Genomic DNA, 21783 nt, shown 5'->3' with positions numbered 1-21783 from the left:
TTTTTAAAAACTTTTCACACTAAATTTATTGAAGCAAACTCCTCACACTTATCTCTTTAAACTAGTTTTTACACTAGGCTGGTTAGCATCTCATCTGAATATTCAACCAATTCACTCCCTTCACGAACTCGGGCGACATAATCGGGATTAGCGATAAAAGGTCTACCGATCGCTAACAGATCAAATTTATCTTCGGCTATGGCGGCGCTACCCGCTTCTGCGCTGTAGCTGCCAACGCCAACCAAGGTTTTACTATAAACGCTACGTACGTAACTCGATGCGCTGCCACCCAGATAATCAAACTCCATGGCATCATCGAAAATACCTATATGTAAAAAGGCTAAATCACGTTTATCCAGCTCAGTGAGGAAGTAATCAAACACGGCGCGGTCTCGTTTGTCTCCGGCCATGTTGACATAGGCTCCCGGTGAAACCCTTAGCCCTGTTCTGTCATTGCCAATGCGGGCAGAGATCGCATCCACAACAGCCAAGGGAAAGCGGGCCATATTTTCGGCTGTTTGACCATATTCATCGGTGCGACGATTGCTGTCGTGATGCAGGAACTGATCGATAAGATAACCATTAGCTCCGTGGATCTCGACACCGTCGAAGCCGGCATCTATCGCGTTCGCCGCAGCTTGTGTGTAATCGGCGACTAATTGCACTATCTCATTATGGCTTACAGCTTTAGGAACCTGATAGCTCAATTCTCGCATTCTGGGCAGACTTCCCTCCAGGCCAACGGCGGAGGGGGCAATTACCTGAGTTGAACCAGATTTTTCAAAGAAATGAGGGTGGGCTACTCGGCCGGTATGCCATAACTGGGCGAATATTTTGCCACCGGCTTTATGCACTGTATCGGTCACCACACGCCAGCCATCTACTTGAGCCGGGGTAAACAGACCGGGGGTATTGGGGTAGCCCTGACCGTCGGAACGAACAAGCACAGCTTCAGAGATGATAAGTCCAGCTTCGGCGCGGCGACCATAATATTCAGCCATAGCCTGAGTCGGTACTAATTCATCATCTGCCATACAACGAGTCAGCGGTGCCATCAGGATACGGTTTTGTAGGGTGATAGTCTCGTTGAGCGCAAAAGGTTGAAATAGGTTCTCAGTCATAGCGGTCTCTTTTTCTTGAATGTCCATTCAAGATAATCTTATTTGAATGTTCATTCAAGTATTATTTTGAACAAACATTCAAACTTAAGTACAATCAGGATATAGACGATTAGTGAGTCAAAGCCCGCATGCGCAACGCTGAATTTGATAGAGATAAAGTACTGAGATCCGCCATAGCCGCCTTTATGGAGAAAGGTTACGCTAAGACGAGTATGCAAGATCTGACTAAAGCCACAGGTATACACCCGGGCTCTATCTACTGCGCATTCAGTAATAAACGTGGTCTTCTGTTAGCGGCCTTAGAGCTGTATAAGCATGATAGTAGTGCCGAGTTTCAGAGTTTTTTCGCAGGTAAAAGACCGGTATTAGTCGAGCTGAAAGCCTATCTGGATAACACAGTTCAGGAGTGCATCAGTGGTGAAGCGGCGAAGGCCTGCCTGCTCACTAAAGCGCTCAACGAGATGGCTCAACAAGATGATGAGGTGCAAAAAACTATTACGGATAATTTAGCCAGCTGGCAGCAGGGACTCGCCGATGTTTTTGCGCAGGCCCAAGTCAGTGGTGAGCTCAGCGCTAAACGTGACAGTCAACATCTGGCACGCTTTCTAGCCATGGGGATTTATGGTTTAAGAACCTTTGCACACACCCAGCCAAAGGCCGAAACCCTGCAAGAGTTAGCTGACCAACTCTTCGAGGATATTTGTGCTTAGTGTTTTTCAATTAAAGGTCTAAAAATTAAACGCCCCCCTTAGGAGGCGTTTCGGTGCCCACATGATGACGGTAAAGCAATATTTGTCTGAGTCTATTATCAGCCTTTACGTCAATCTAATTGAAGCCCTCACGCTTGCCTTGGGGGGTTAATAGCAGTTGTTGGTTTTGCTCTAATAACTGCTTGAGTTGTTCCATTTCCAGCTGAACTTGTGCCAGAGCAGCGCTGTTATTTGCAGCGTTATTTTTCAGTAACGCTGTATCTGCCTTTAGTTTCGTCACATCAGCTTTTACATCTACACCATTATCTCTTACGCTTTTCAAGCATTGTTGGGTAGTATCGTCTGCAGATGCCGATACAATTTGTGCAGCGATAACGAGCCCTTTCTCGACGGCCCCGACGACTTCTCCAACCATCTTGGAGATACCCGCTACTAGAGCAAATGGAATAACAGCGGAGCCAGCATTAAAACCTGCAACAGTCTGATTAGCTGCGGGCTTGACATTATTTTCTGCTGTTTCCAATGCGGCGGTCGTGAAAGAGACTGCACTGTTTGCGATGGAGACACCTGTTGCGATAATTTCAAGCAGGGCTGCGACATCGAAGTCCGACTCACAAATATCTTTGGTGGACATGCTAGCGTTTAGAGGGATTAACTGCCTCTCTAGTATGGTCAGGTTCCTCGTAACGTCGTTAATGGTGTCAGTTGCCCTTTTGGCTGTATATATTCCATCGGTCAATCGACCAACGACTCTCTGCTTTCTTTCCTCTTTTCTGGATTTTCCTGAGCCATTGGTATTAATTTTGTCAGCACAGATTTCCTGACACATATTTTCTGCTCTTTCATTTATCCAGACGTCGGTGCCGTCATCTTTTATCGCCGAGAAAAAGTCACATTTACCGTTACCTAATTTATTTTTCCCATTTCCACTCTCAAAGCTGGAATATCCCATCAGAATATAATTATCTTCCGCCAGAGACTCATAGAAAGGCATATCTGAGGTTTTGCACTTCTTACCTTTTTCTTGGTCGGCCTTGGTTAACATTTCATCATAGTCATTACTTTCCACCGCGTCGTTCGCTTCTTTTGCTCGTTTATGTTCGTCACGAAGGAATTGTATTTTGTCGCCAAGATCATCGTTCATGACACTCTTTTGCATACCGAAAGGGGATAAGTTCAGTGCACGCGTCTGATGGAGCGCCCCCTCCACCGCTTCTATCATATTTTCCTGGGACTCGAGTAGTTCCCCCATACAAGATGAAATGGAAGTTTCAGTTTCTCCTACTGCGTTGGCTACTTGCCCACAATCTCCACTGCCAGCTGCTCGGGCCTGGCCCGTATTGGCGAATAGGTAGCAGACCGAAAGAAGGCTAATTACCAACAGTTGCCGTGGCAATCGGGAGAGCATCGAATTTAGTGTCCATGGTTCATGGTTAGTTTGAAAAAAGCTCATCGTATATTTTCCTTATAGTTAAAGAAGCTATTCCTTATAGGTAAACGACAGCTTGGGTTATGGAAAGCTGTGACTGAGGAGTTACTTTTTTAGTCGTCTCACCTTGGTCATATTCAAGCCTAGATGGACTCAAGTTATCTTCAAGCGGGTTGGGGGGGAATCCTTGATGTAGATCAAATATCCATAGGCAAACCCGCCAGATTTTTTATAGGGGAAGCAGTTGTTCGTTTATGAAGAAACGTATGGGGAGCAAGGTTTAGTAAGTAGGGCTGAATAAACTTTTTCTTATATGATCCGAGGCTAACTCGAATTGGTTCTTCGCCGTTATCGAAAACGATGGTTTCAAGTTCTCTGGCGCTGAAAAATTAACGTGACTCAGTATTAAGCTTATTCTTGAGGCTGACACTAGCACTGTTATTACCAACGACTATCTTCTACGGCAACGGCCATGCAATAGTCTTGATGCTTAAAGTGGGCAGAGCAGCAGGAAAGAGCGCTTAGGAAGAGCTACTTAGACAAAGTGGGCACAAAGCTTGGTCCCACGTACCCTCCGTTGTGTCTGTTGATCACATTTTCTATGGTCATGATCCCGAACATAATCTTTTTTACGAAGGATTCTGAATTGCCAACGAAGTAGTAAGAGGGGTGTCGCGACCATATATTCTGTAGCTTCTTGTCCAACGCAGCTGCCTGCTTCGAAGACTCGTTTCTGATGGGGTTATTACTTTGAATGTCACGTCCGCTGGCAGCGGCAGATTCGAAGAAGATGACGGCGTCATAACGACTCAGCTCTTTTTCAATGGTAGAGTCTACCTCTTCAAAAAACTCATCTTCCGTTCCGGGCCAGTAGGCCAGACCATCTAATGTGCCTCTGTCACAGATAAGTAGCCTGTCGGGATATTGTTTCTCCTGGATGTTTTCTACATTTTGCTGCAGAGAAAAGATGGTCTTTTGAACATTCTTGATCACCTGTTCATCAGAGGATCTCGGGATACCACCGGAAAAGAGCAGGGTTGCCGATTCGGGAACGATAGCAACCGTATCGCCGAGCTCGCGGCGAAAAAGGTCGAGCGCCGTGGTCTTGCCACCACCGGGGCCACCGGTTACCACTACTTTTAATTGTTTTTTCATCATCACCTCTGCCAAGGGCCAGGGTTGTTAGGCCGGAGAAAAAGCAGCTACTACAAGCAATTATGGCATGTACTGTGAAATTATCGAGCACGAAACCGACATATTAACTCGATCTGTTCTCCTTGTTTTCTCTCTTTATGCATCACTGGCTTGCAGGAAGTTTACCTGTGAATGAGATTCAGGCGAGCATCAGGATTCAACTTTGCCCGCCCTGTTAATTTGGACTCTCTCTCTATTTAATCCCCCATCAAAGAGCAATAAGAGGGCCTATAAGATTAACCGTGTTTGTTTTGAACATCATCTATACTCTGACGAGTAAGGATTAACGATTCTTGGTTCACTTTTCTTTAATGCATTACCTACCTCTAGGAGAGTTGACTATGTTAGGCTTGCTACATAGTTAACGGCAACAAATGGATAACATGGCAGTTAAGTGCGTATCGGCATTATTGTTGCTCTGGATGGCGACGTTTTTTCCCTCTTTTCCAAGCTTTGCATTGGAGGGGAGGCAACTCACAGAAACTACAGATATCGTCATTCAAGACATCGACAGTTGGCGCAAAATTGACGCCGAGCCAGACTCGCCTCCGGCATCGCTGGAAGCGCTTCAACACCTATATCGATCATCGAGCCCCGTCGAAACCTCAATCGTTAATCACTCTGGTGCCTATGTCGCACGGTTAAAACTGAATAACCAGATGGCGGGAGCAGCAAGCTGGTTTGTCAGAATCAATGCCAATTTTATTGACCAGGGGCTCGGCTTCTGGCAATCAGAACAATATGTAAATACCCGCGTGATTAACTTTTCACAGCATGGCGACATTAGCAGCCCAAAATTAATGCACACTCAGGCTTTTGAACTGCCTCTGAGTCAGCAAGAAAGTGGCTTCCTTTGGCTTTACATTAAAGCCGAGCATTACGCGCTGCCGCTATCGGTCGAGATAATTAACAGCGCGAGTTTTTACCATAAGCAATTTATCACCAACTCGGTGACACTCTTTTCAATCGCTGTAATGCTAACGTTGGCTGCCATCGCCTTAACCCTGTACGTTAAAACGCGCTTAGCCGTCACTCTTGCCTGTTCGGCTTACATTGGGCTACACGGTTTAGGCTGGGCGGCGGCCTCGGGCTTAATCGATGATGTGTTTAACATCGAGAGCATCAATACCACCTATCTCGGTGTCGTAATATTTCCTTTTGCCATCGCCGCAGCCAGCCAGTTTACCAAACTATTATTTAACTTTGACTCTCTGCATAAACGTCTGGCAAAGCTATTCAATGGAGTGTCCATCGTCTGTCTGATTTTTGGCTTAACCATGCCACTGCTGAGCTTTTCTATCTCATTTACGATCTCCCATATCATCGCTCTGATCTGGGTGCCGCTTGCCATTGTTACAGGCTGGAAAATGTTGATTTATAGTGATTTTCGGGCTAAGTACTATCTACTGGGTAACCTATTGTATGGTCTATCCATGCTCTACTATATCTTGTCTCATAGTGATGTATTCACGGGGCAACAGCATGCGGAGCTCATCGTCCTGTTAGCCTTAGCCGGCGATTGCTTCTGCATACTGCTCTCCCTAGCTGCCTGGTTACAGCAAAAAAAACAAGACTACTCCCGCGCCTATTACCTGGCCCGAATCGATCCCCTTACTCACATAGGTAACCGCTATGCCCTGAGCGAAGCGCTGGCCCAAGTCGATGGCAATTACATTATTACTTTTATTGATTTCGACGGGATTAAGCAGGTTAACGATAAACTCGGTCATGATCAGGGGGATGCCTTACTGTGCTATGGCGCTAAAACCATGGCCAACACTCTCGATAGTAAAGGTGAAGTGTTTCGCACCGGCGGGGATGAATTTGTTTGGTTGCTCAATATCCCACTGTCTGCCGATATGGAGCTTGCCGATATGGCGTCAGCGACAGAGGAAATTGAGCGGATGATGACTCAATGTCAAAATGCACTGCAGTCTAAATGGCCCCAGTCCGGCATCAGCTATGGTGTTGCCCACGCCCGGGAAAGTAACAATCAATCAGAATGTCTCGCTCTCGCCGATAAACGTATGTACCAGAACAAGCGCAGCAAAGATAAACGCCGGATAGCCTGATATATACACAAATGCTAACCTGTTCAAATCATTGTCGGCGGGAAAAGATGATGGCGCTGGTATCGCTGGCTGGTTGCAGCCTCTAGCTTTCATGAAGAGTCTGATGACAGACTAAGCACTAGTATTAGTATTAGTATTTAGACTGTCATCACTTGTTCATTCGTTCACTTAAATGGTCTTAGAACTGGTAGTTCACGCTAACATTAAAATAGCGCCCAGGTTGAGTGAAGTTGGTATCAGGCGTGCCAAGTGAATTGAGCAGGTATTTCGATTGGCCAGCCACATCGGCATAGTCGATATACTCTTTATCAAACAGGTTGTACACGCCGGTTCTTAGCTTCCAGCTTTCGTTTATCCGCACACCTAAGGTTAAATCAACCACGGCATAGCCAGCGGTGTTATATACGCTATTGAATGTATCCATCCCCGGAAAAATATCCAGGTCAGTGGTGCGGTCCATTTTGTCTGCAAAACGCACGACCGTGGCCAGATCGGCTTCCATACCTGCAAGGTCGGTGTAGTAGTTGGCACCTACTGTTCCACGCATAGGGCTGACACTATTAAGATAATCGCCGTTTTCATCTTCGCCATGGGTGTAGGATAGGTTTCCCCATAGCTCTAAGCTATCGCCTATCCACTGACTCACCTGAGCTTCAAAACCGTATAGTTTTACCTCTTCACGGTTAAAGTAGCCGTACTGAAGGTTCATCTGGGGGAACATCTCCATACCCAGGAACTGCCAGTCTATATAATCTTTTACCTGACTGTAGAACAGGGTTAGCTCGTAGCTGGTATCGCTGTGGCTGCCACGAACGCCAGCTTCGAAGGTGTTGCTCTGTTCTGACTCCAGATCATAGTTGGGTTTGAGTAGTACCTCCATCGGCATGCCGGGCTCATGGATCACCAGCTCTCCCCATTTTTGATCCGGGGTCGGCATCTTATAGCCATAGGTGTACTGCCCGTAGACGCTGACATCATTGGTTATGTGATAGATAAGCCCCAGCTTAGGTGACCAGAAGCTTTCACTCATGGCATCAAAATTTTCCGGGTCTTGGTCAGAGGTCAATGTTGACTTGTCAGGTGTGTTCTCGAAGTTGTCGAAACGGATCCCAGCTATCAGGTTCAGTTTTCCATCGAGCAGTTTGATGTCATCTTGAGCAAAGATACCGATACGTTGGCTATCGGTATCGGCGAAGGTGAAGGGGTGGGTGACTTGCCATTCTCCGCTATTCTGTTCGGCGTAGGTGCGGTGGCGCAACATGCTCGAAAGTTCCAGATCCATTCCGTAGGTAATGTTATGACCATAGCTTTCTTCACCTATGTATTTATTGAAGGTGCTGGTGATCCCAAGGCGCTCGTCTTCAAAGATGTACTCTCTGGCGCGATCATTGGTAGCTTGCTTGTTACCGTCAAAACTGTAGTAGTCACGATCTTCGTTTTGCTTAGTCGTACCGTAGTACATGACTACAGTCAGGTTATCATGCAGCGAACTGGATTTATCTGAGCGTAGCTGCAAGGCACCGTTAAGTACCTGGGTGTCGCGCCGGGTATCGATCTGCTCAGTTAATGCTGAACTCTCGTCAAACATCGGCTCCCAACGTTCAAGTTTCTGCTCAAGGTAATCGACGCTTAGCTGCAGGGAGGTATGCTCATTGAAGTGGTACTTACTTTTCAGCAAGATGCTGTCCTGCACCAGTTCTGAGTCCGGTAGGTCTTGCTGATAATTTTGTGTCTCTTCCCCCTCATGGCGCTGGTAGGTAAGTAAATTTTCAAAACTCCCCACGCTGTTGGCGGCGGTAAAACCGGCGCTGTATTCATTATTAATGCCGCTATAGCCGCTGTTGAGCGACAGGTAGCTATCATCACCCATCAAGTAATCACTGGCATCTTTTGTACGCATAACCACCACACCACCGAGGGCGTCTGAGCCGTACATGGTAGAGGCCGCCGCTTTGACCACTTCAATTTGCTTCAGGCTCTGTACTTCGGTGAGTCCACGTCCGGTCCCTTCGGCTCCCGGCCCCAGTGGAGAGGCATACTGGTTATTGACTCGTACACCATCTTTTACCATCATCACCCGGTTACCACCAATACCACGAATGGTCACCGTGGTTGGTTTACCAGCCCCGCCCTTAACCCCTACAGCGGATTCGTTACGGAACAAGCTACCAAAGTCATTACTCATGCTTTTTTCGATAGCCGCTTCGTCTATCACTAAGATTGAGCCTGCAACCTGTTCTATCTCTTGCTCCACACGTGAGCCGGAAATAACTATTACTTCAGGTTTTACAGCGGCTGAATCCTGTTCTGATTTGGATGGTAAAGAGATCTCTTCGGCTTGAGCATGTAGTGCTACAGTGACTGCCAGTGCCAGTACACTAACTTGGAGCTTGTTCATCGTACACCTTAATTGTCATGGTAATGATAATCATTATCTTTGGTGGCGATATCTTATACCCTTTTGCCAGTGTGGTCTTGTCGTTCATGTGTAAATCTGGCTACCTGGAGATAAAACAAGCAAAATATGGGGAGGGCGGATCACTTTTAACTAAACGGCAATGTTCGGATCTTAAGACTGTTAATAGCTGTGTAACCTATTGTTAAATATGAACGATAGTGAGCTTGGGGCTACCCGGAAGACAGCCACCGATATTTGGTGGCTGTCTGAGGCTATGTCGGTACTGCATTATCGCGGCTTTGAGTTCTTAGTGTAGAGTGCTTATCCGTCGATAATGCCATTACAGTCATTATCTTTTCCATCATTGCCCCATTTGCGCCCACGATCGTTTCTGCCGGGATTGACTTGTGGATCGTTATCATCACAATCTCCCTCTTCGACGCACCAGCCATCTCCATCGGCATCGGTACAATCACCGCCGGGATCCGGATCGCCACCTCCGAGGTACTGTGAAATATCTGAGTAGTAAGCCGCGAAAGCGCCATCGACGGTGGCGTTACTGCCGCTGTCGCAGACATCATTGACATTGTAGCCACAGCCTCCGCTAAGTTGACCCACGATCTCGGCATTACTGTTTAACACAGGTGAGCCACTGCTGCCACCTTCGGTCGCACCAAATAGATCGCGACTGTAGATCCAGTTTCCCCGTGGCCAGGAGCTGCAGTTTGGTGCGTCTGTATCCACCCAGTGTTTTGAGTATGCCTGAGGTGCACCGCCCGGATGGCTAATGCGAAACAGTTCGGCGGCATCAGTGGAGGCAATTGGGTCAGAGTTCCAGCCCAAGAACACAGAACCGGAAGGGGGAATCTGCGAGAGCCTAAGTAGTGAGTAGTCCCCCTTTCTGCCGCTCTTGACTATGCTCGAGCCAACCGTGCTGAAGTCGGGCTGTGTACTACAATCTTGCGGTTCGGTAGAACAGCTCTGAGTATATTGAAAGAAGGTCTCGACTGAATTAGCTTCCCGCCCCTTGCTGACGCAGTGCCTAGCGGTCAGAAAGTAGGGGATTTCACTACCGCTGTCGCTGTCGGCGACAAGGCCTCCGGAGCAGACATAATAGAAGCCACCGGATCTGAATAGTATGCTGGCGTAGGCGTTACGGACGTCATCAATATTGTCTGGCATGCCGATGTTTTTACATTCGGCGTTCTCGACGCAGGAAGCATTGAAGTCACACAGATTCCCTCCCTTGTTAACGGCACCTGCGCCCTCTATATGAGCCGCGCCACGAACTGTCACCTGCTCACCGATAAAGGTATGGGTGAAGCCATCCTGTGAATACTGGTATGCCTGTCCCGCCTCGTTGAACACAGCAACCACGCCTCTAACATGGGTCAGTTCCAGTCGAACAGCATAGGCACCGGGAATGTTGATGATCAGATCCCTGTTATCGTGGGAGACCGATTTTCCGACGGCGCGATGTACGCCGACCCTGTATCGGCCGGTGGGATCCATGCCCGGTGTGGTTAAGGTTTGTAGTTCACTGCTGGTCAGTTCGACTGTGTGTCGCTCGGCCGCGCGCAGTGATGCTTTAAGTTTTCCATGTAGGTTTTTCATTGCCTGTTTCTGCTCTGCTATGACCTGACCTTTAGATGTAATTTCCGGGGCCTTACTTACGGCCAAGGCTTGGGCGGAAGAGAGTATGGCAAGCCCTAATGATAGGGTTATGAGGAGTTGATTGAAGTATTTCATCTGTTTTACCTGCGTAGTTTCCCCTCTATTAAATATAGCTGTTTTTGTCAGTGATGAAGCCCTCCACTTGGCTCGCTGGCTCTGGCCTGTAGCCCCCTTGCTCTAACTGTTTCATTGCTCTGGGAAACTGTTCGTCCCGGAGAAAAATATTTACTAAAATTAATAGTGCTTCTCATGCTGATTGGCATTCAGAGGTGGCAAGCTTGGCTTCCTTTTATATGTTCATTGCATGGCTGGGTGGCGGGCAAGGAGTGTTACTTATTCTGTCTAAGTCGCCATTACGGGCTTCAAATCATCGACTATGATCTGTAGAGTACGCCGCATATTGCCGTTGAGGCTGCGCTGCCTGCAGTCGGTTAAAAACTAAGAGTATTAAACAATGAATGACGAATTAAATGTTATCGATAACCTGGAAGAGTTGGAACGCTTTTTACTGTCGGTTGAAAATGGTGGCTTGGGCCTGGAAGGTGTTGCCGGCGTAGGTATGGCTACCAACAACGCAGACGGACGCCACTTCGTTGCGGTATTCGATAACAATAATAAACTGCTTCATGCTCGCTGGATCACTCAAGAAATCTTCGATACAGGTAAAGAGATGGTACGAAATGGGGTCAGTACTAAACACTAAGTATGATATGCCTCGGAGGTGTCAGGTCAATCGACATCTCCTCATTCCACTATCTCATTATCACAGAGGCAAGAGGCGGGTCATGAGATATCCTCGCACCTCAAATTCTCACACCTCAAATCCTCGCATCTGAAACACCCGCTTCACTATTCAACAATTATTTTTACTTTTTCGTCCAAAATACGACCTTAATTTCATTAATGCGGTAGATATTCGCATACTATCAATATAGTGTTTTTACTCTAATTTGAGTGGCAGCCAATATGGCTTTGTTTACTCCGTTAAACCAAGTTCGATAAACCAAACTCGATAAGCTCGGAAAGGGCGGGAGTCAGAGGTTAGCAATCTATGAGAAAGATGAGTCGATTGAACAAAACAATCATTATTGGCGCAACGATATTATTACCACAGCAGGCAATCTGTGCCGGCTTTCAGTTAAACGCGCAATCGAACGCCGGTCTGGGACGCGCCTTTGCCGGGGATGCGGTGATAGCCGATAACGCATCCTCTATGGCGCGTAACCCTGCCACCATGGCACTGTTTAATGAGACCGCTTTGTCGGCGGGTTTCATCAGCATCACTTCTATGGTCGAAGTGAAAGATGCGCTTTATACCCGTGAGCTGTATAGCCAGGGGGCACTCGTCGATAGTTCGGTTCAATCTGCTAATTATGATGATGCCGGCGACAACGCCATTGCGCCCAATATTCACTTTATCATGCCAATCAATGACAAGTTTGCCTGGGGCATTAACGCGTATTCAAATTTTGGTACCAAAACCGAATATAGTGATGATTACATCGCCGGCGAGTATGGCGGTATGAGTGAAGTTAAGAGCTACAACCTGGGGTTATCGGGCTCCTATCGCATGAGTGAGCATTTCAGCATAGGTGCCGGACTCGATATCATTGCCAGTACCGGCAAGCTAAAAAGAAGCCTGCAGCCTACAGACACGAATTTATTGACCGTCGATGCCAAAGGGTTTGGATTGGGATTTAATCTTGGCGCCGTGTATGAGCTCGATGATAACAACCGCTTCGGTTTGTCTTACCGTTACAGTCCTGAGATGGAGACTGAGGGGGATGTCGACTACGCAGGTTATCTTCCCGAGTCCGGCCCAATCGACGATACGGTAGTGATCCCGTTGCCGAATATGGCTGAATTCTCCGGTTTTCATCACCTCGAAAACAGCAAGCTTGCGCTGCATTACAGCATTCAATGGATAGGTTGGAGCGTGTTTGAAAATCTCGAGGCCGAGACCAGCGGTACCCTTAATCGCTATCAGTGGCAAGATGGCTGGCACTACGCTATCGGCGCAACTTATTACCTGAACAGCGACTGGACCCTTAGGGCGGGCTATCTGTACGATACCAGCGCACAGGATAAGCTTACCTCTATTTCGGTTCCCGATTCCGATCGACAGTTCTTCTCAACCGGCTTCACTTACCGGTTAACGCCAGACTCCGATTTGGATTTTGGTTTTACCTATGTATTGGGCGAAGATGTGAGTGTGGTTGAATCGAAACCTATGATCCCGGTAGATATGGCTAGTGGTACTTATCTGGCTACCAACCTTACTGCGACCAGTCATGCCAATGCCATGATGGTTGGGTTGCAATACAACCGGACTTTTTAGATTCTTCAGTTAAAGGGACCGCAAAAAAATGCCAGTCAGGATTCTGACTGGCATTTTTACATTTTTCTTAAAACTTACAGCTTATGATTTAAAGCTTACAGCTCGAACTTCGAACCCTAAAAGCTTCGCGGCTAAAGCCGCTCCTACATGGATCATATTAACCTAGAACCTCAAGTCTCGAACCTCGAAGCTAAAAGCTAAAAGCCTTTACCAAATACGTACGCGCTGATCTTCAGGTAGATACAGTTCGTCACCTGGCTTAACATCGAAAGCTTTATACCAGGCATCGTGGTTACGTGGTGCCTGTGCGCGATATCGGCCCGGTGCGTGAGTGCCGCCACGGAGCTGGTTAAGCATGCTCTGTTCGGTGCGTTTCTCTTTCCATACCTGTGCCCATGCCAGGAAGAAGCGCTGATCACCGGTGACCCCATCTATGACCGGGGCTTCTTTACCATTCAGGCTGAGTTTATAGGCATGGTAAGCCATAGCCAAACCACCCACATCACCGATGTTCTCGCCCAGACTGTTACGGCCATTGACGAAGTTATCCGGGATAGGCTCGTACTTACTGTACTGCTCGGCTAACTTATCCGCTTTAGCGTCGAAGGCGGCACGGTCTTCGTCTGTCCACCAGTTACGCTGGATGCCATTGGCATCGGACTTTGAGCCCTGATCGTCGAAACCGTGTCCCATCTCGTGGCCGATAACGGCACCGATACCACCATAGTTAACGGCCGGGTCGGCGTTAGGGTCAAAGAATGGTGGCTGGAGGATGGCAGCCGGGAAGACAATCTCGTTAAATGAGCTGTTGTAGTAGGCGTTAACACGTTGTGGCGTCATGCCCCAGCGATTACGGTCAGTCTTTTTCAGCTCTTTGGCGACACTTTCAGCCTTAAAGAACTGGCGCAGCTGGGCAATGTTGCCGACTAAGTCTTCGCCAGATAGCGTTAATCCTTCGAACTCCTGCCATACATCCGGGTATCCAATTTTAGGGGTAAATGCAGCCAGTTTAGCGTGGGCATTGACCTTGGTATCAGCGCCCATCCAGTCGAGACCATCGATTCGTTGACCCAGAGCTGTACGCAGGTTTTCAACCAGCTCAGCCATCTGCTGTTTAGATGACTCAGGGAAGTAGCGCGCCACATAGACTTTGCCTATGGCAAAGCCCAGAGACTGTGTGCCTGACATCTCTGCAACGGCACGTTTCCAGCGAGGTTTAGGTTCCTCCTGACCGCTTAAGGTCTTGCCATAAAATGCAAAGCTGGCGGCGTAGATATCTTCAGATAATAGGTCAGAATTGTTACTGATGGTGTGGAAAGTCAGGTAGTCCTGCCAAATGCCGAGAGACTCTCCATTGACCAGATCAATCATAGCCTTTACCGGCTCTGGCTGAGAGATGTTCAGTTGCGGCACCTGGTAACCAGTTTGAGCGAAGTAGGCGTCCCAATTAAAGCCTGGGTACTGCTTGGCTAAGTCTTCGCGTTTTACCTGATTCAGGGTGAGGTCGCGGTTACGGCGTTTCTCTCTTGGCCATTGACCCTCGGCCATCTTAGTCTCTAAGGCTAAAATCTCAGTGGCGCGTGCTTTGGTGTCTTTAATGCCGGCAAAGGTCAGCATCTTGGCAATATGCTCAACATAGGCGCTGCGGATTTTGACGAAGCGTTCGCTCTGCTCGAGGTAGTAGGAGCGGTCGGGCAGACCTAAGCCGCCGGCGCCGATAGACATCTCGTACTGATTAGGATCGAGGCGATTAAACCACATGCCACCACCGATGGGAGACTTAGCACCTGTGAGCCAGGCATTACCAAATACCTTAGTTAGATCATCGGTAGATTTTATGGATGCTATCTGATCTAAGGTACCTTGGATTGGGGTGATACCGAGCTTGTTGATGGTGTCGGTATCCATGTAAGAGTGATAAAACTCGGCGATCAGTTGCTCTTCATCGTTTAGGTCGCTGCGACTAGCGATGTCATCGATGATCTCTTTGACCTGCTTCTCACTGCGCTCGGCCAAACCGGTAAATGCACCGAAGCGGGTTTTATCGGCAGGCATGACATAGTTGTCATACCAGATACCGCTGGCATACATAAAAAAGTCATCGCCGGGTTTAACGGCTTCGTTGCGCGCCGATAGATCGACACCGAAGCTACCTAGCTCGGCTTTGCCGGAGACCGCTTTAGTGACTTCGCTCTTCGATTCGTTGTTGTTGATGTCTGAAGTGCCGCAGCCCGCTAAAAAAGTCGTGGCTAAGGCAATAGCTATTAAGGATTTATTCATTGTTGTATGTTCTTCCTTGCTAAGGGGGAGTGTTAATTAATCGGCACCATATTCTAAGACTGCCATAAAATGTCAACCAAAGAATTGTTACTAAAGATTGAGAGGTATACCAATAGTATTAAGTACCTGATCATTCAGCGTGGTTAATTATTTAATGCAATGGGTATTATTCCCACATCACGTTTGATTCCGATTCCACTGCAGAATGCAGCAACTCGATGAGAGGTAGGGCACGCTGTCTTAAACTTACCACCGGCTCATTATCTTCGTTATCGTCATCATAGCCGGAGCTTGGTGCGGGTTTTGGGGAAGCCGACTGCTGCTCGATAGCCTTAGATAATCTTTGCAGTGCAGCGGGCACATCTTCCGCTCGAATGGCTCCCGGTACCGTGCCGCCATGGCCCATGATTTTGATAAACGTGAGTGCGATATTCCCAAATAGGGTGATGTTTGAATAGTACTTTGTTTTAAAGGTAACCAGCATGTGAGCCCTCATCTTATATGGGTAAATCGCTAAAAGTTTGCCTGCTTTTAGGATATAGCACCAGTATGGAGGTGCATTGAATCGTCCGCCAGTAAAAAGGCTTCACTATGAAGCTTTTTGTTTAGCCAGATCTCTGCGTGTGAATGAGTCGATGTTGTTAGTGCGAATAATAGTCATTTCGCTGTCTGGTCTATACTCAAAGGTGTGCATATCAAGTAAACCGCTACGGGTAACAAACTCTCCAGTGTTATTTCAACGGTGGACATATCAGGGAAGATAGATTGAATTTTGAAAGGATGCATAAATTGAATTGGGCTAGTGCTTGTCCCTTAGGTTTCAAGTGCTTAGGTTCGACATTTAAATAGTGATAATAGATTTGGAGATGAATTTAATGAATATTTATAAAGTGTTATTGGTACTTTTTCTGATGCTTGGCATGGCTGTGAATGCTAATGCTGCGGCTTATGTGAAGCTTGGTGATATTAAAGGTGAGTCGACAGATAATGAGCACAAAGACTGGATCATTATTGAGTCGATGAGCTCACCGCTTTTTACGGCTCAAACCGGTTCTGATACCGGCTCATGTCAACTTAACCTGCCGCCGAGGGGGGATACCACTCCTGGGGATGTGGTCATAGTCAGAGAGCTTGATAGGTCATCGGTAAAATTACAGCAAGCCTCTTGTGATGGTGTCCAATTTGATGAGGCTATTATCGATTTGGTCTCATCGAAACGACGTGGTAGCGAACCATATCTGCGTTATAAATTAAAGGATGTTATCGTTACCAGTTATAGCGTTGGACCCGGGACTAACAGTACCGGAGATACGGTGCCTATGGAGAGTATCAGTCTTAATTTTTCGAAAGTGGAGTTTGAATACGTCAAAGGCAAGCACGATAGAGACTAGTGGAAAGTAGGAAAAATGGGGACAGGCAATGTTCCCATCCTCATGTCAATTTCAACACTCATCCCCCTCCATTTTTATACTTGTTGCTATGTATAGAAAACAGCAAGTTTACATATTAGAGTGTCACTTCCCCCGCATTTTATGTGTCTTGTGTTGAACCCTTGTAACAGCCTTTAATTGAACCTGAACACTTGCTGAATAGGGCTTAGATTCCAACAGAATTGATTAACTCTTTTACCTGGTTTGCATTAATCTACGCGCCACATCTAAACAGGTGTAACGAAAAATAATTTTTTTGGGGAATATTGTGAAAAAACTTTCTATCGCGGCAGTATCATTATTAGCTATTTTTGCATCAACGAATGTGTTGGCTGCCAATGACCACACCGGCTTCTATGTCGGTGGCAGTTTAGGTCAACTTAAAGCTAAATCTGGTGATAGTGAATCTGGTATAGGCTTTGGTGCATACGGTGGGTATAACTTTAACGAGTGGTTTGGTTTAGAGGCCAACATGTTTCTCTCAGGCGATCTGGGTGACAGTTATACAGACATCGGTGCCGGTACTTTCGCTATTACGCCTAAGTTTACCTATCAGATCGATGATACCTTTTCCGTATACGGTAAAGTCGGTATTGCGTCTATAGCCGTTGTTAAAAGACCTAATTACTTTCGAAATGAAGATTTCACCGGCTTCGGTTGGGCCTATGGCGTAGGGGTTAATGCCTCTGTGACTGAGAATCTGAATATTCGTCTTGGCTATGATTTTGTGACTGGTGAGGTGGACTCAGAGTATTCTAATGGACTACAAAACGCCGATATGGATATCTCTAACTTCGCGTTAGGCATGCATTACCAGTTCTAATCGGTTCCCCCTCTATTTTTTGCTGGGGGCGATAGAAGATGAAAAAGGGATATCTACTATATACTCACCCAAGTATCCCTTTTTTTGTTTTCGCTATGGTAATTAGTGGAGTCAGGCTCGACCCCACTCAACTCCACCTCAGCTATATAGCTAAAGATTAGTTCGACTCTGACTTATCTCTGATATCCATGATTGGCATCACGCCTTCACCCATCATAGTGGTCGGCAGTTTTCCGTCCCAAGCTTGCGCTTCTGTCAGCTTAACAATCAATGGATTATTCTTGAGGGCTTTAGCCTTAGCATCGATTGCCTGAGCTTCTGCTTTACCCTTTAACAGAATGGATTGTGCTTCAGCTTCGGCGATCTTCAAAATTCCTTTTGCTTTGGCATCGGCGGTGTTGACCGCTCTTAAGGCTTCGAGGCGTTGACGTTCGAGCTTGTGCTCCTCTGCCGCCGCGAGGTTCTTCTCGGTCTGCTTGATCTCAATCGAGTTAATGTACTTTTGCGGCAGAATAATATTTTCAATTTGTATGTTATCTACCACAACCGGGAAGCCTTCCATCTCTTCTGCCAGGCGGTGTTCTATGCCTTGAATTGCACTGGCCCTGTCTTGAATGAGTTGTTCGGCTTCGAATTGCGGAATCGTATCCTTGGTGGCAGAACGAAAGCGCGGATCTAAAATGCGTTGTTCGAACTGAGTCAAGCCACCATAGCGCTTGAATAGATCGAGGGCGGCTTCTTTGTTGACCGTCCAGTTGACGGATACCTCGATGGTGACCGGCATCTGCTCCTTCGTGCTCGACGCCATTTTTTCAGCATTCTTACGTGTACGAACCTCGATCATCTCGACGGTTTCAATGAAGGGGATCTTAAAGTGTAAACCCGGATTCTCCTGTCCCTTAGCTTCACCGAAACGTTTTACCACTCCGACATGGCCTTCAATCACAATAAAGTAAGAGTTGAACAGGGCAATAGCCAGCAAAATAAGTGGCAGGAATTTAACGATTGAGATTGATTTGAAAAATTTGGGGGACTTTAACTTTTGTTCCAGCATTTGAGTATCCTTTCTAAATATGCGGAGCAAAGATACCAGTTAATGTAATCTTATGAAACATTTGTAACGCTTTGGTTGCGAGCTCTTTTTGAAAGTGTGGTTTGAAAGTGTGTCGTGGATGAGGCACAAAAATAAGCGGGCCTGAGTAGAATTATACTCAGGTCTGCTTATTCTTGAGCTTTCGGTTAAAGCTGGGCTAGGCGCTAGTAATTAATAGCGCTATGCTTTTTCAATTGCTAAGCGCTGAAACAGTGAATCTTTCAGTTCGGCTCTGTCATGTTTCAGTTGATGCATGGATTCATCATCGATGGGCGCGCCCTTTAATTCGAGTTCTCGAATTTCTCTGTCTAGCGCATCGTAATGTTTTGCCCCTTTTGCAAAGGATTCGTTGCTTTGAGAAAGCTGGACAATTATTTCTTGGTACTCAGGAAACTCATTGATAAGAGAGTGATCTTCGCCTAACATAAAAACCCCTTTTAATTAGGTAGTTAATAAACAGTGTTATCGCTTTATAAGTAAAGCTAACCCTGTCGTTAATTACAAGTTTGCAAGCAAGCTTTATATAAAATCCGTTTATCGTTTTGTTGGCATTAACGTGAACTCATAGGCGACACATAAGGTTGGCCGACTAACGTCAATTAAGAACTCAGGGTACAGAGAAAGTTGCATCTGACCCTGATTAAAATTTAACTCATTAAGTGCCATGGGAACATAGGTTTTTGGGTGAAGTTTGATGTAAATCAATTGCTGGTTTGAATATGTTAGCCTCTATCCGCTCTTCTGAACCGAAAATAAAATATCTTAAGAAAGCCTGAGATAGAGCAAATAGGGAAGCGATTATGCTTCCCCGTCTATTGTGGCCTGTCATGCTAAGTTAATAAATTACAGCTAGATTTTTATCGCGGTGCAGAAACTGACATCGCTTACATATGTTTGTGGGTCGAAGCTATGGTATAGCTCGAAGCAGGGGCGCTCATCCGACTCGAGTCCGGTTTCGACAACCTGTTTCATCAGTTCATTCCATGCCCGGCCATACTCGTTCACCTGCTTGACGGTTTGACGAATACAGGCATAGCTTCCACCGGGAAACGCCTGTAGCTCAACCCGGCCACTTGTCTGAGTGTCTGCCGGTACCCTGAAGCAGATATCGGTACGGCATTTATCATCCGGGGTGATCTCCGGGTTATCGTGGTAGATGAAGATCGCATTCTCACAGCTAATCCCTTTAGCACCGGCCCAGATGCAGAGGTTTTTCATCGCCTCCTCATATCCCTGTCCGTAAGGCCCGGTAACTCTAATGTAGGCTAAGGTACCGGCTTCAATTGTTGTGGTTTCCATTGTGACTCTCCCTTGTTGGTCAATATCACCATGGTAGGGAGTATCGCCTTGGCTGGCGTTTCCGATATTGCGCAGCGTGTGTCCAATCTTGCTATTTCGCATCAACTGACACAGTTTCTCGCTGCTTTCACATTCCCTTAGTTCACTCGGTGTTAAGCCAAAGCGCTGTTTAAATGCCTTGGCCAGGCTTTGAGAACTTGAGAATCCGTTATTCAATGCCAGCTCGGTGATTGAAATCTGTTTATAGAAGAGATCTGTGGCTATACGCTCCAACCTTAAACGTCTCAGATACTCCGCCAGCGTCTCGTTAGTGACAGCCTTAAATACCCGATGGAAATGGTAGGGGGAGATATTGGCTTTGGAGGCGACCTCGGGCAAGTTCAACGGTTGATTGAAATTTTGCTCAAGGTAGCGGATCACAGGCTTTAATCGCTGCTGGTAATCGGTTCTCATCGGATAGGCTCGTGATTCAGGGGGATGTTGGAAACGAAATTGTCCGTCAGTAAAACAGATTTTCATCCATTAATAAATAGAGGTTATCGCAACATTGGTATCGACTATTGAATGTCATACCGGAACCTTCCTCATGTAGGCAATAGTTGTGTAAACATATGGCAATAAACATATTCTGCTTGGTTCTATTTTCTCTTCTTTAGTGGCTGCTTAACCTATATTGATCTAAGTTAGCAGTGAGCCTGGATGATTTTACACTGAAGGTTTGTTGGTCATGACTGAGTTTTTGTTGCAACGCTTTAGCGAGATAGATTGGAGTATCGGGAAAGGTCAGCTTCTCTCGATAGCCGCGTTGCTGCTGTGGTTGTGGGCAATATGGCCGAGTGATGATCTCAGGGCGCTGGTAAAAGATAAAGCAGGGCAGTCACGGCTGTTGCTGGTGGCAGTTTGCGTTAACGGCTTGTGGTTGATGGATGCCAGTATTACCCCTGGGATACATGCTCACTTTCTGGGGCTGATCACCTTGATGCTGATGTATGGCTGGCGAATGGCGACTGTAGTTGCCCTGCTGCCGGTGCTGTTTTTTGCCACTTTTATGTTCAAGGTGCCGTTCGATTTTGCGATCTATGGCTTGTTGGCTATCGGTCTGCCGCTGTTTCTCTGTTATGGGGTCTACAGCCAGATATTTAAATATTTACCTCACCACCTGTTCGTCTATATTTTCGGCAGCGCATTTCTCAACGGTTTCCTATCTATCCTGTTTCATATCTTCGCCTGGTCCGTCTGGCTGTGGCTGACGACGGATTATGACTGGGCCTTTCTTATGGATAACTACCTGGTGCTGATCCCACTACTCGGGTTTCCCGAGGCGCTGCTTAACGGTATGGCTATCACCTTCCTGGTGGTCTACCGTCCGCAGTGGCTCTATGACTACTCCGATAACACCTATTTTTAGGAGTTATAAGCTATAGCTTATCGAACTTTAAAAGCCTATCAGGTTTAAAGGGGTACCAGTCAGTTTGTCTACTTATTAAGTAACGGCCTCTTTACTTTTGCATGCTCTGGAATCGATTCCAAAGTGTGATTGTGTGGGAAGTTTCAAGTCTAAATAGTTATTTTTTATACATGTTAGTGACGCTAATCAATTATAGTTCCCGCCAGAATACGTATGTTAAAAGATTGTTGGTGCTTTCGTTTCGATAGTGCTTCTAAGGAACAATATTACTGAACCGTTTCTGCCTGAAACCCAAACATGGCAGCTTTAGTTGCTCAAGGGAAAGTCCAGCGGTTTTTTGTGGTGGGGTAAGTCTGTGAAACAGAAGGCAATTACAGGCCGTGATTCATATTGTTAGCGCGATTAACTATATGAATATAAAGATTACGAGTCTACCTGTTTAAGAAAGTCTGCTGGCAGGTAGTGTGGGTGAACTATTGCGTGAAATGGTGTGCCGCTGAAGATAATAGTATTG

The 21783-nt window shown here is 46.6% G+C and carries 17 protein-coding genes; 7 read left to right on the top strand and 10 right to left on the bottom strand.

The window, feature by feature from the left end; genetic code table 11:
- Positions 1–68: 68 nt before the first annotated feature.
- Positions 69–1121, bottom strand: a complete 1053-nt coding sequence (locus EKG39_RS17110) for an alkene reductase (RefSeq protein ID WP_126507210.1) — start codon at positions 1119–1121, stop codon at positions 69–71.
- A gap of 128 nt (positions 1122–1249) precedes the next feature.
- On the opposite strand from EKG39_RS17110, the gene EKG39_RS17105 reads away from it, so the two are divergent.
- On the top strand, positions 1250–1831 hold the full coding sequence (locus tag EKG39_RS17105) for a TetR/AcrR family transcriptional regulator (RefSeq protein ID WP_126507196.1): 582 nt from the start codon (positions 1250–1252) through the stop codon (positions 1829–1831).
- Positions 1832–1946: 115 nt separating this feature from the next.
- On the opposite strand, the gene EKG39_RS17100 is transcribed toward EKG39_RS17105, so the two are convergent.
- Together EKG39_RS17100 and EKG39_RS17095 are read right to left on the bottom strand one after the other, a co-directional pair.
- Positions 1947–3284 carry a hypothetical protein gene (locus EKG39_RS17100; protein ID WP_126507195.1) on the bottom strand — a complete coding sequence of 446 codons (1338 nt, stop codon included), beginning with the start codon at positions 3282–3284 and terminating at the stop codon, positions 1947–1949.
- A gap of 507 nt (positions 3285–3791) precedes the next feature.
- Positions 3792–4415 (bottom strand): AAA family ATPase, encoded by a 624-nt coding sequence (locus EKG39_RS17095; RefSeq protein ID WP_185817642.1) that lies wholly within the window; start codon positions 4413–4415, stop codon positions 3792–3794.
- A gap of 413 nt (positions 4416–4828) precedes the next feature.
- On the opposite strand from EKG39_RS17095, the gene EKG39_RS17090 reads away from it, so the two are divergent.
- Entirely contained in the window at positions 4829–6526 is a 1698-nt protein-coding gene (locus EKG39_RS17090; protein ID WP_126507193.1) for a sensor domain-containing diguanylate cyclase, read from the top strand.
- A 178-nt stretch (positions 6527–6704) separates the two neighbouring features.
- Here the strand turns inward: EKG39_RS17090 and EKG39_RS17085 are convergent, their stop codons facing one another.
- Both EKG39_RS17085 and EKG39_RS17080 read right to left on the bottom strand, forming a co-directional pair.
- The gene (locus EKG39_RS17085; protein WP_126507192.1) at positions 6705–8924 is read right to left on the bottom strand and encodes a TonB-dependent hemoglobin/transferrin/lactoferrin family receptor; all 2220 of its coding nucleotides are present in this window, start codon (positions 8922–8924) and stop codon (positions 6705–6707) included.
- Positions 8925–9245: 321 nt separating this feature from the next.
- Positions 9246–10673, bottom strand: coding sequence for a trypsin-like peptidase domain-containing protein (locus tag EKG39_RS17080; RefSeq protein ID WP_126507191.1), 1428 nt, complete (start codon positions 10671–10673; stop codon positions 9246–9248).
- A 379-nt stretch (positions 10674–11052) separates the two neighbouring features.
- Between EKG39_RS17080 and EKG39_RS17075 the strand changes: the two genes are divergently transcribed.
- Both EKG39_RS17075 and EKG39_RS17070 read left to right on the top strand, forming a co-directional pair.
- The gene (locus tag EKG39_RS17075; protein ID WP_126507190.1) at positions 11053–11301 is read left to right on the top strand and encodes a hypothetical protein; all 249 of its coding nucleotides are present in this window, start codon (positions 11053–11055) and stop codon (positions 11299–11301) included.
- Positions 11302–11658: 357 nt separating this feature from the next.
- The gene (locus EKG39_RS17070; RefSeq protein WP_246028543.1) at positions 11659–12936 is read left to right on the top strand and encodes an outer membrane protein transport protein; all 1278 of its coding nucleotides are present in this window, start codon (positions 11659–11661) and stop codon (positions 12934–12936) included.
- Between the two features lie 207 nt (positions 12937–13143).
- Here EKG39_RS17070 and EKG39_RS17065 read toward each other — a convergent pair whose 3' ends face one another.
- Together EKG39_RS17065 and EKG39_RS17060 are read right to left on the bottom strand one after the other, a co-directional pair.
- The gene (locus EKG39_RS17065; protein ID WP_126507188.1) at positions 13144–15216 is read right to left on the bottom strand and encodes a M13 family metallopeptidase; all 2073 of its coding nucleotides are present in this window, start codon (positions 15214–15216) and stop codon (positions 13144–13146) included.
- 166 nt (positions 15217–15382) lie between these two features.
- The gene (locus EKG39_RS17060) at positions 15383–15700 is read right to left on the bottom strand and encodes a DUF1840 domain-containing protein (RefSeq protein ID WP_126507187.1); all 318 of its coding nucleotides are present in this window, start codon (positions 15698–15700) and stop codon (positions 15383–15385) included.
- Between the two features lie 391 nt (positions 15701–16091).
- On the opposite strand from EKG39_RS17060, the gene EKG39_RS17055 reads away from it, so the two are divergent.
- Together EKG39_RS17055 and EKG39_RS17050 are read left to right on the top strand one after the other, a co-directional pair.
- A complete protein-coding gene (locus EKG39_RS17055) occupies positions 16092–16607 on the top strand; it encodes an Hcp family type VI secretion system effector (RefSeq protein ID WP_185817641.1) in 516 nt (171 codons plus the stop codon).
- A 307-nt stretch (positions 16608–16914) separates the two neighbouring features.
- A complete protein-coding gene (locus tag EKG39_RS17050; protein ID WP_126507185.1) occupies positions 16915–17469 on the top strand; it encodes a porin family protein in 555 nt (184 codons plus the stop codon).
- A 157-nt stretch (positions 17470–17626) separates the two neighbouring features.
- On the opposite strand, the gene EKG39_RS17045 is transcribed toward EKG39_RS17050, so the two are convergent.
- The 3 genes from EKG39_RS17045 to EKG39_RS17035 all read right to left on the bottom strand — a co-directional run bounded on the left by EKG39_RS17045 (position 17627) and on the right by EKG39_RS17035 (position 20314).
- Positions 17627–18523 carry a prohibitin family protein gene (locus tag EKG39_RS17045; RefSeq protein ID WP_126507184.1) on the bottom strand — a complete coding sequence of 299 codons (897 nt, stop codon included), beginning with the start codon at positions 18521–18523 and terminating at the stop codon, positions 17627–17629.
- A gap of 219 nt (positions 18524–18742) precedes the next feature.
- Positions 18743–18988: an HP1242/YdcH family protein gene (locus tag EKG39_RS17040; RefSeq protein ID WP_126507183.1), complete on the bottom strand. Its 246-nt coding sequence runs from the start codon at positions 18986–18988 to the stop codon at positions 18743–18745.
- Between the two features lie 423 nt (positions 18989–19411).
- Positions 19412–20314, bottom strand: coding sequence for an AraC family transcriptional regulator (locus EKG39_RS17035; RefSeq protein ID WP_126507182.1), 903 nt, complete (start codon positions 20312–20314; stop codon positions 19412–19414).
- Between the two features lie 274 nt (positions 20315–20588).
- On the opposite strand from EKG39_RS17035, the gene EKG39_RS17030 reads away from it, so the two are divergent.
- Positions 20589–21269, top strand: a complete 681-nt coding sequence (locus tag EKG39_RS17030) for an energy-coupling factor ABC transporter permease (RefSeq protein ID WP_126507181.1) — start codon at positions 20589–20591, stop codon at positions 21267–21269.
- Positions 21270–21783: the final 514 nt, after the last annotated feature.

Origin of the sequence: Shewanella atlantica (assembly GCF_003966265.1) — a bacterium.
Taxonomy (GTDB): domain Bacteria; phylum Pseudomonadota; class Gammaproteobacteria; order Enterobacterales; family Shewanellaceae; genus Shewanella; species Shewanella atlantica.
This window is presented reverse-complemented; position numbering and strand designations above follow the sequence as displayed.

Excerpts from the sequence above, each read along its gene's own strand:
- EKG39_RS17110 (WP_126507210.1), bottom strand. The coding sequence starts at position 1,121 with ATGACTGAGAACCTATTTCAACCTTTTGCGCTCAACGAGACTATCACC.
- EKG39_RS17105 (WP_126507196.1), top strand. The coding sequence starts at position 1,250 with ATGCGCAACGCTGAATTTGATAGAGATAAAGTACTGAGATCCGCCATA.
- EKG39_RS17100 (WP_126507195.1), bottom strand. The coding sequence starts at position 3,284 with ATGAGCTTTTTTCAAACTAACCATGAACCATGGACACTAAATTCGATG.
- EKG39_RS17095 (WP_185817642.1), bottom strand. The coding sequence starts at position 4,415 with ATGAAAAAACAATTAAAAGTAGTGGTAACCGGTGGCCCCGGTGGTGGC.
- EKG39_RS17090 (WP_126507193.1), top strand. The coding sequence starts at position 4,829 with ATGGATAACATGGCAGTTAAGTGCGTATCGGCATTATTGTTGCTCTGG.
- EKG39_RS17085 (WP_126507192.1), bottom strand. The coding sequence starts at position 8,924 with ATGAACAAGCTCCAAGTTAGTGTACTGGCACTGGCAGTCACTGTAGCA.
- EKG39_RS17080 (WP_126507191.1), bottom strand. The coding sequence starts at position 10,673 with ATGAAATACTTCAATCAACTCCTCATAACCCTATCATTAGGGCTTGCC.
- EKG39_RS17075 (WP_126507190.1), top strand. The coding sequence starts at position 11,053 with ATGAATGACGAATTAAATGTTATCGATAACCTGGAAGAGTTGGAACGC.
- EKG39_RS17070 (WP_246028543.1), top strand. The coding sequence starts at position 11,659 with ATGAGTCGATTGAACAAAACAATCATTATTGGCGCAACGATATTATTA.
- EKG39_RS17065 (WP_126507188.1), bottom strand. The coding sequence starts at position 15,216 with ATGAATAAATCCTTAATAGCTATTGCCTTAGCCACGACTTTTTTAGCG.
- EKG39_RS17060 (WP_126507187.1), bottom strand. The coding sequence starts at position 15,700 with ATGCTGGTTACCTTTAAAACAAAGTACTATTCAAACATCACCCTATTT.
- EKG39_RS17055 (WP_185817641.1), top strand. The coding sequence starts at position 16,092 with ATGAATATTTATAAAGTGTTATTGGTACTTTTTCTGATGCTTGGCATG.
- EKG39_RS17045 (WP_126507184.1), bottom strand. The coding sequence starts at position 18,523 with ATGCTGGAACAAAAGTTAAAGTCCCCCAAATTTTTCAAATCAATCTCA.
- EKG39_RS17040 (WP_126507183.1), bottom strand. The coding sequence starts at position 18,988 with ATGTTAGGCGAAGATCACTCTCTTATCAATGAGTTTCCTGAGTACCAA.
- EKG39_RS17035 (WP_126507182.1), bottom strand. The coding sequence starts at position 20,314 with ATGAGAACCGATTACCAGCAGCGATTAAAGCCTGTGATCCGCTACCTT.
- EKG39_RS17030 (WP_126507181.1), top strand. The coding sequence starts at position 20,589 with ATGACTGAGTTTTTGTTGCAACGCTTTAGCGAGATAGATTGGAGTATC.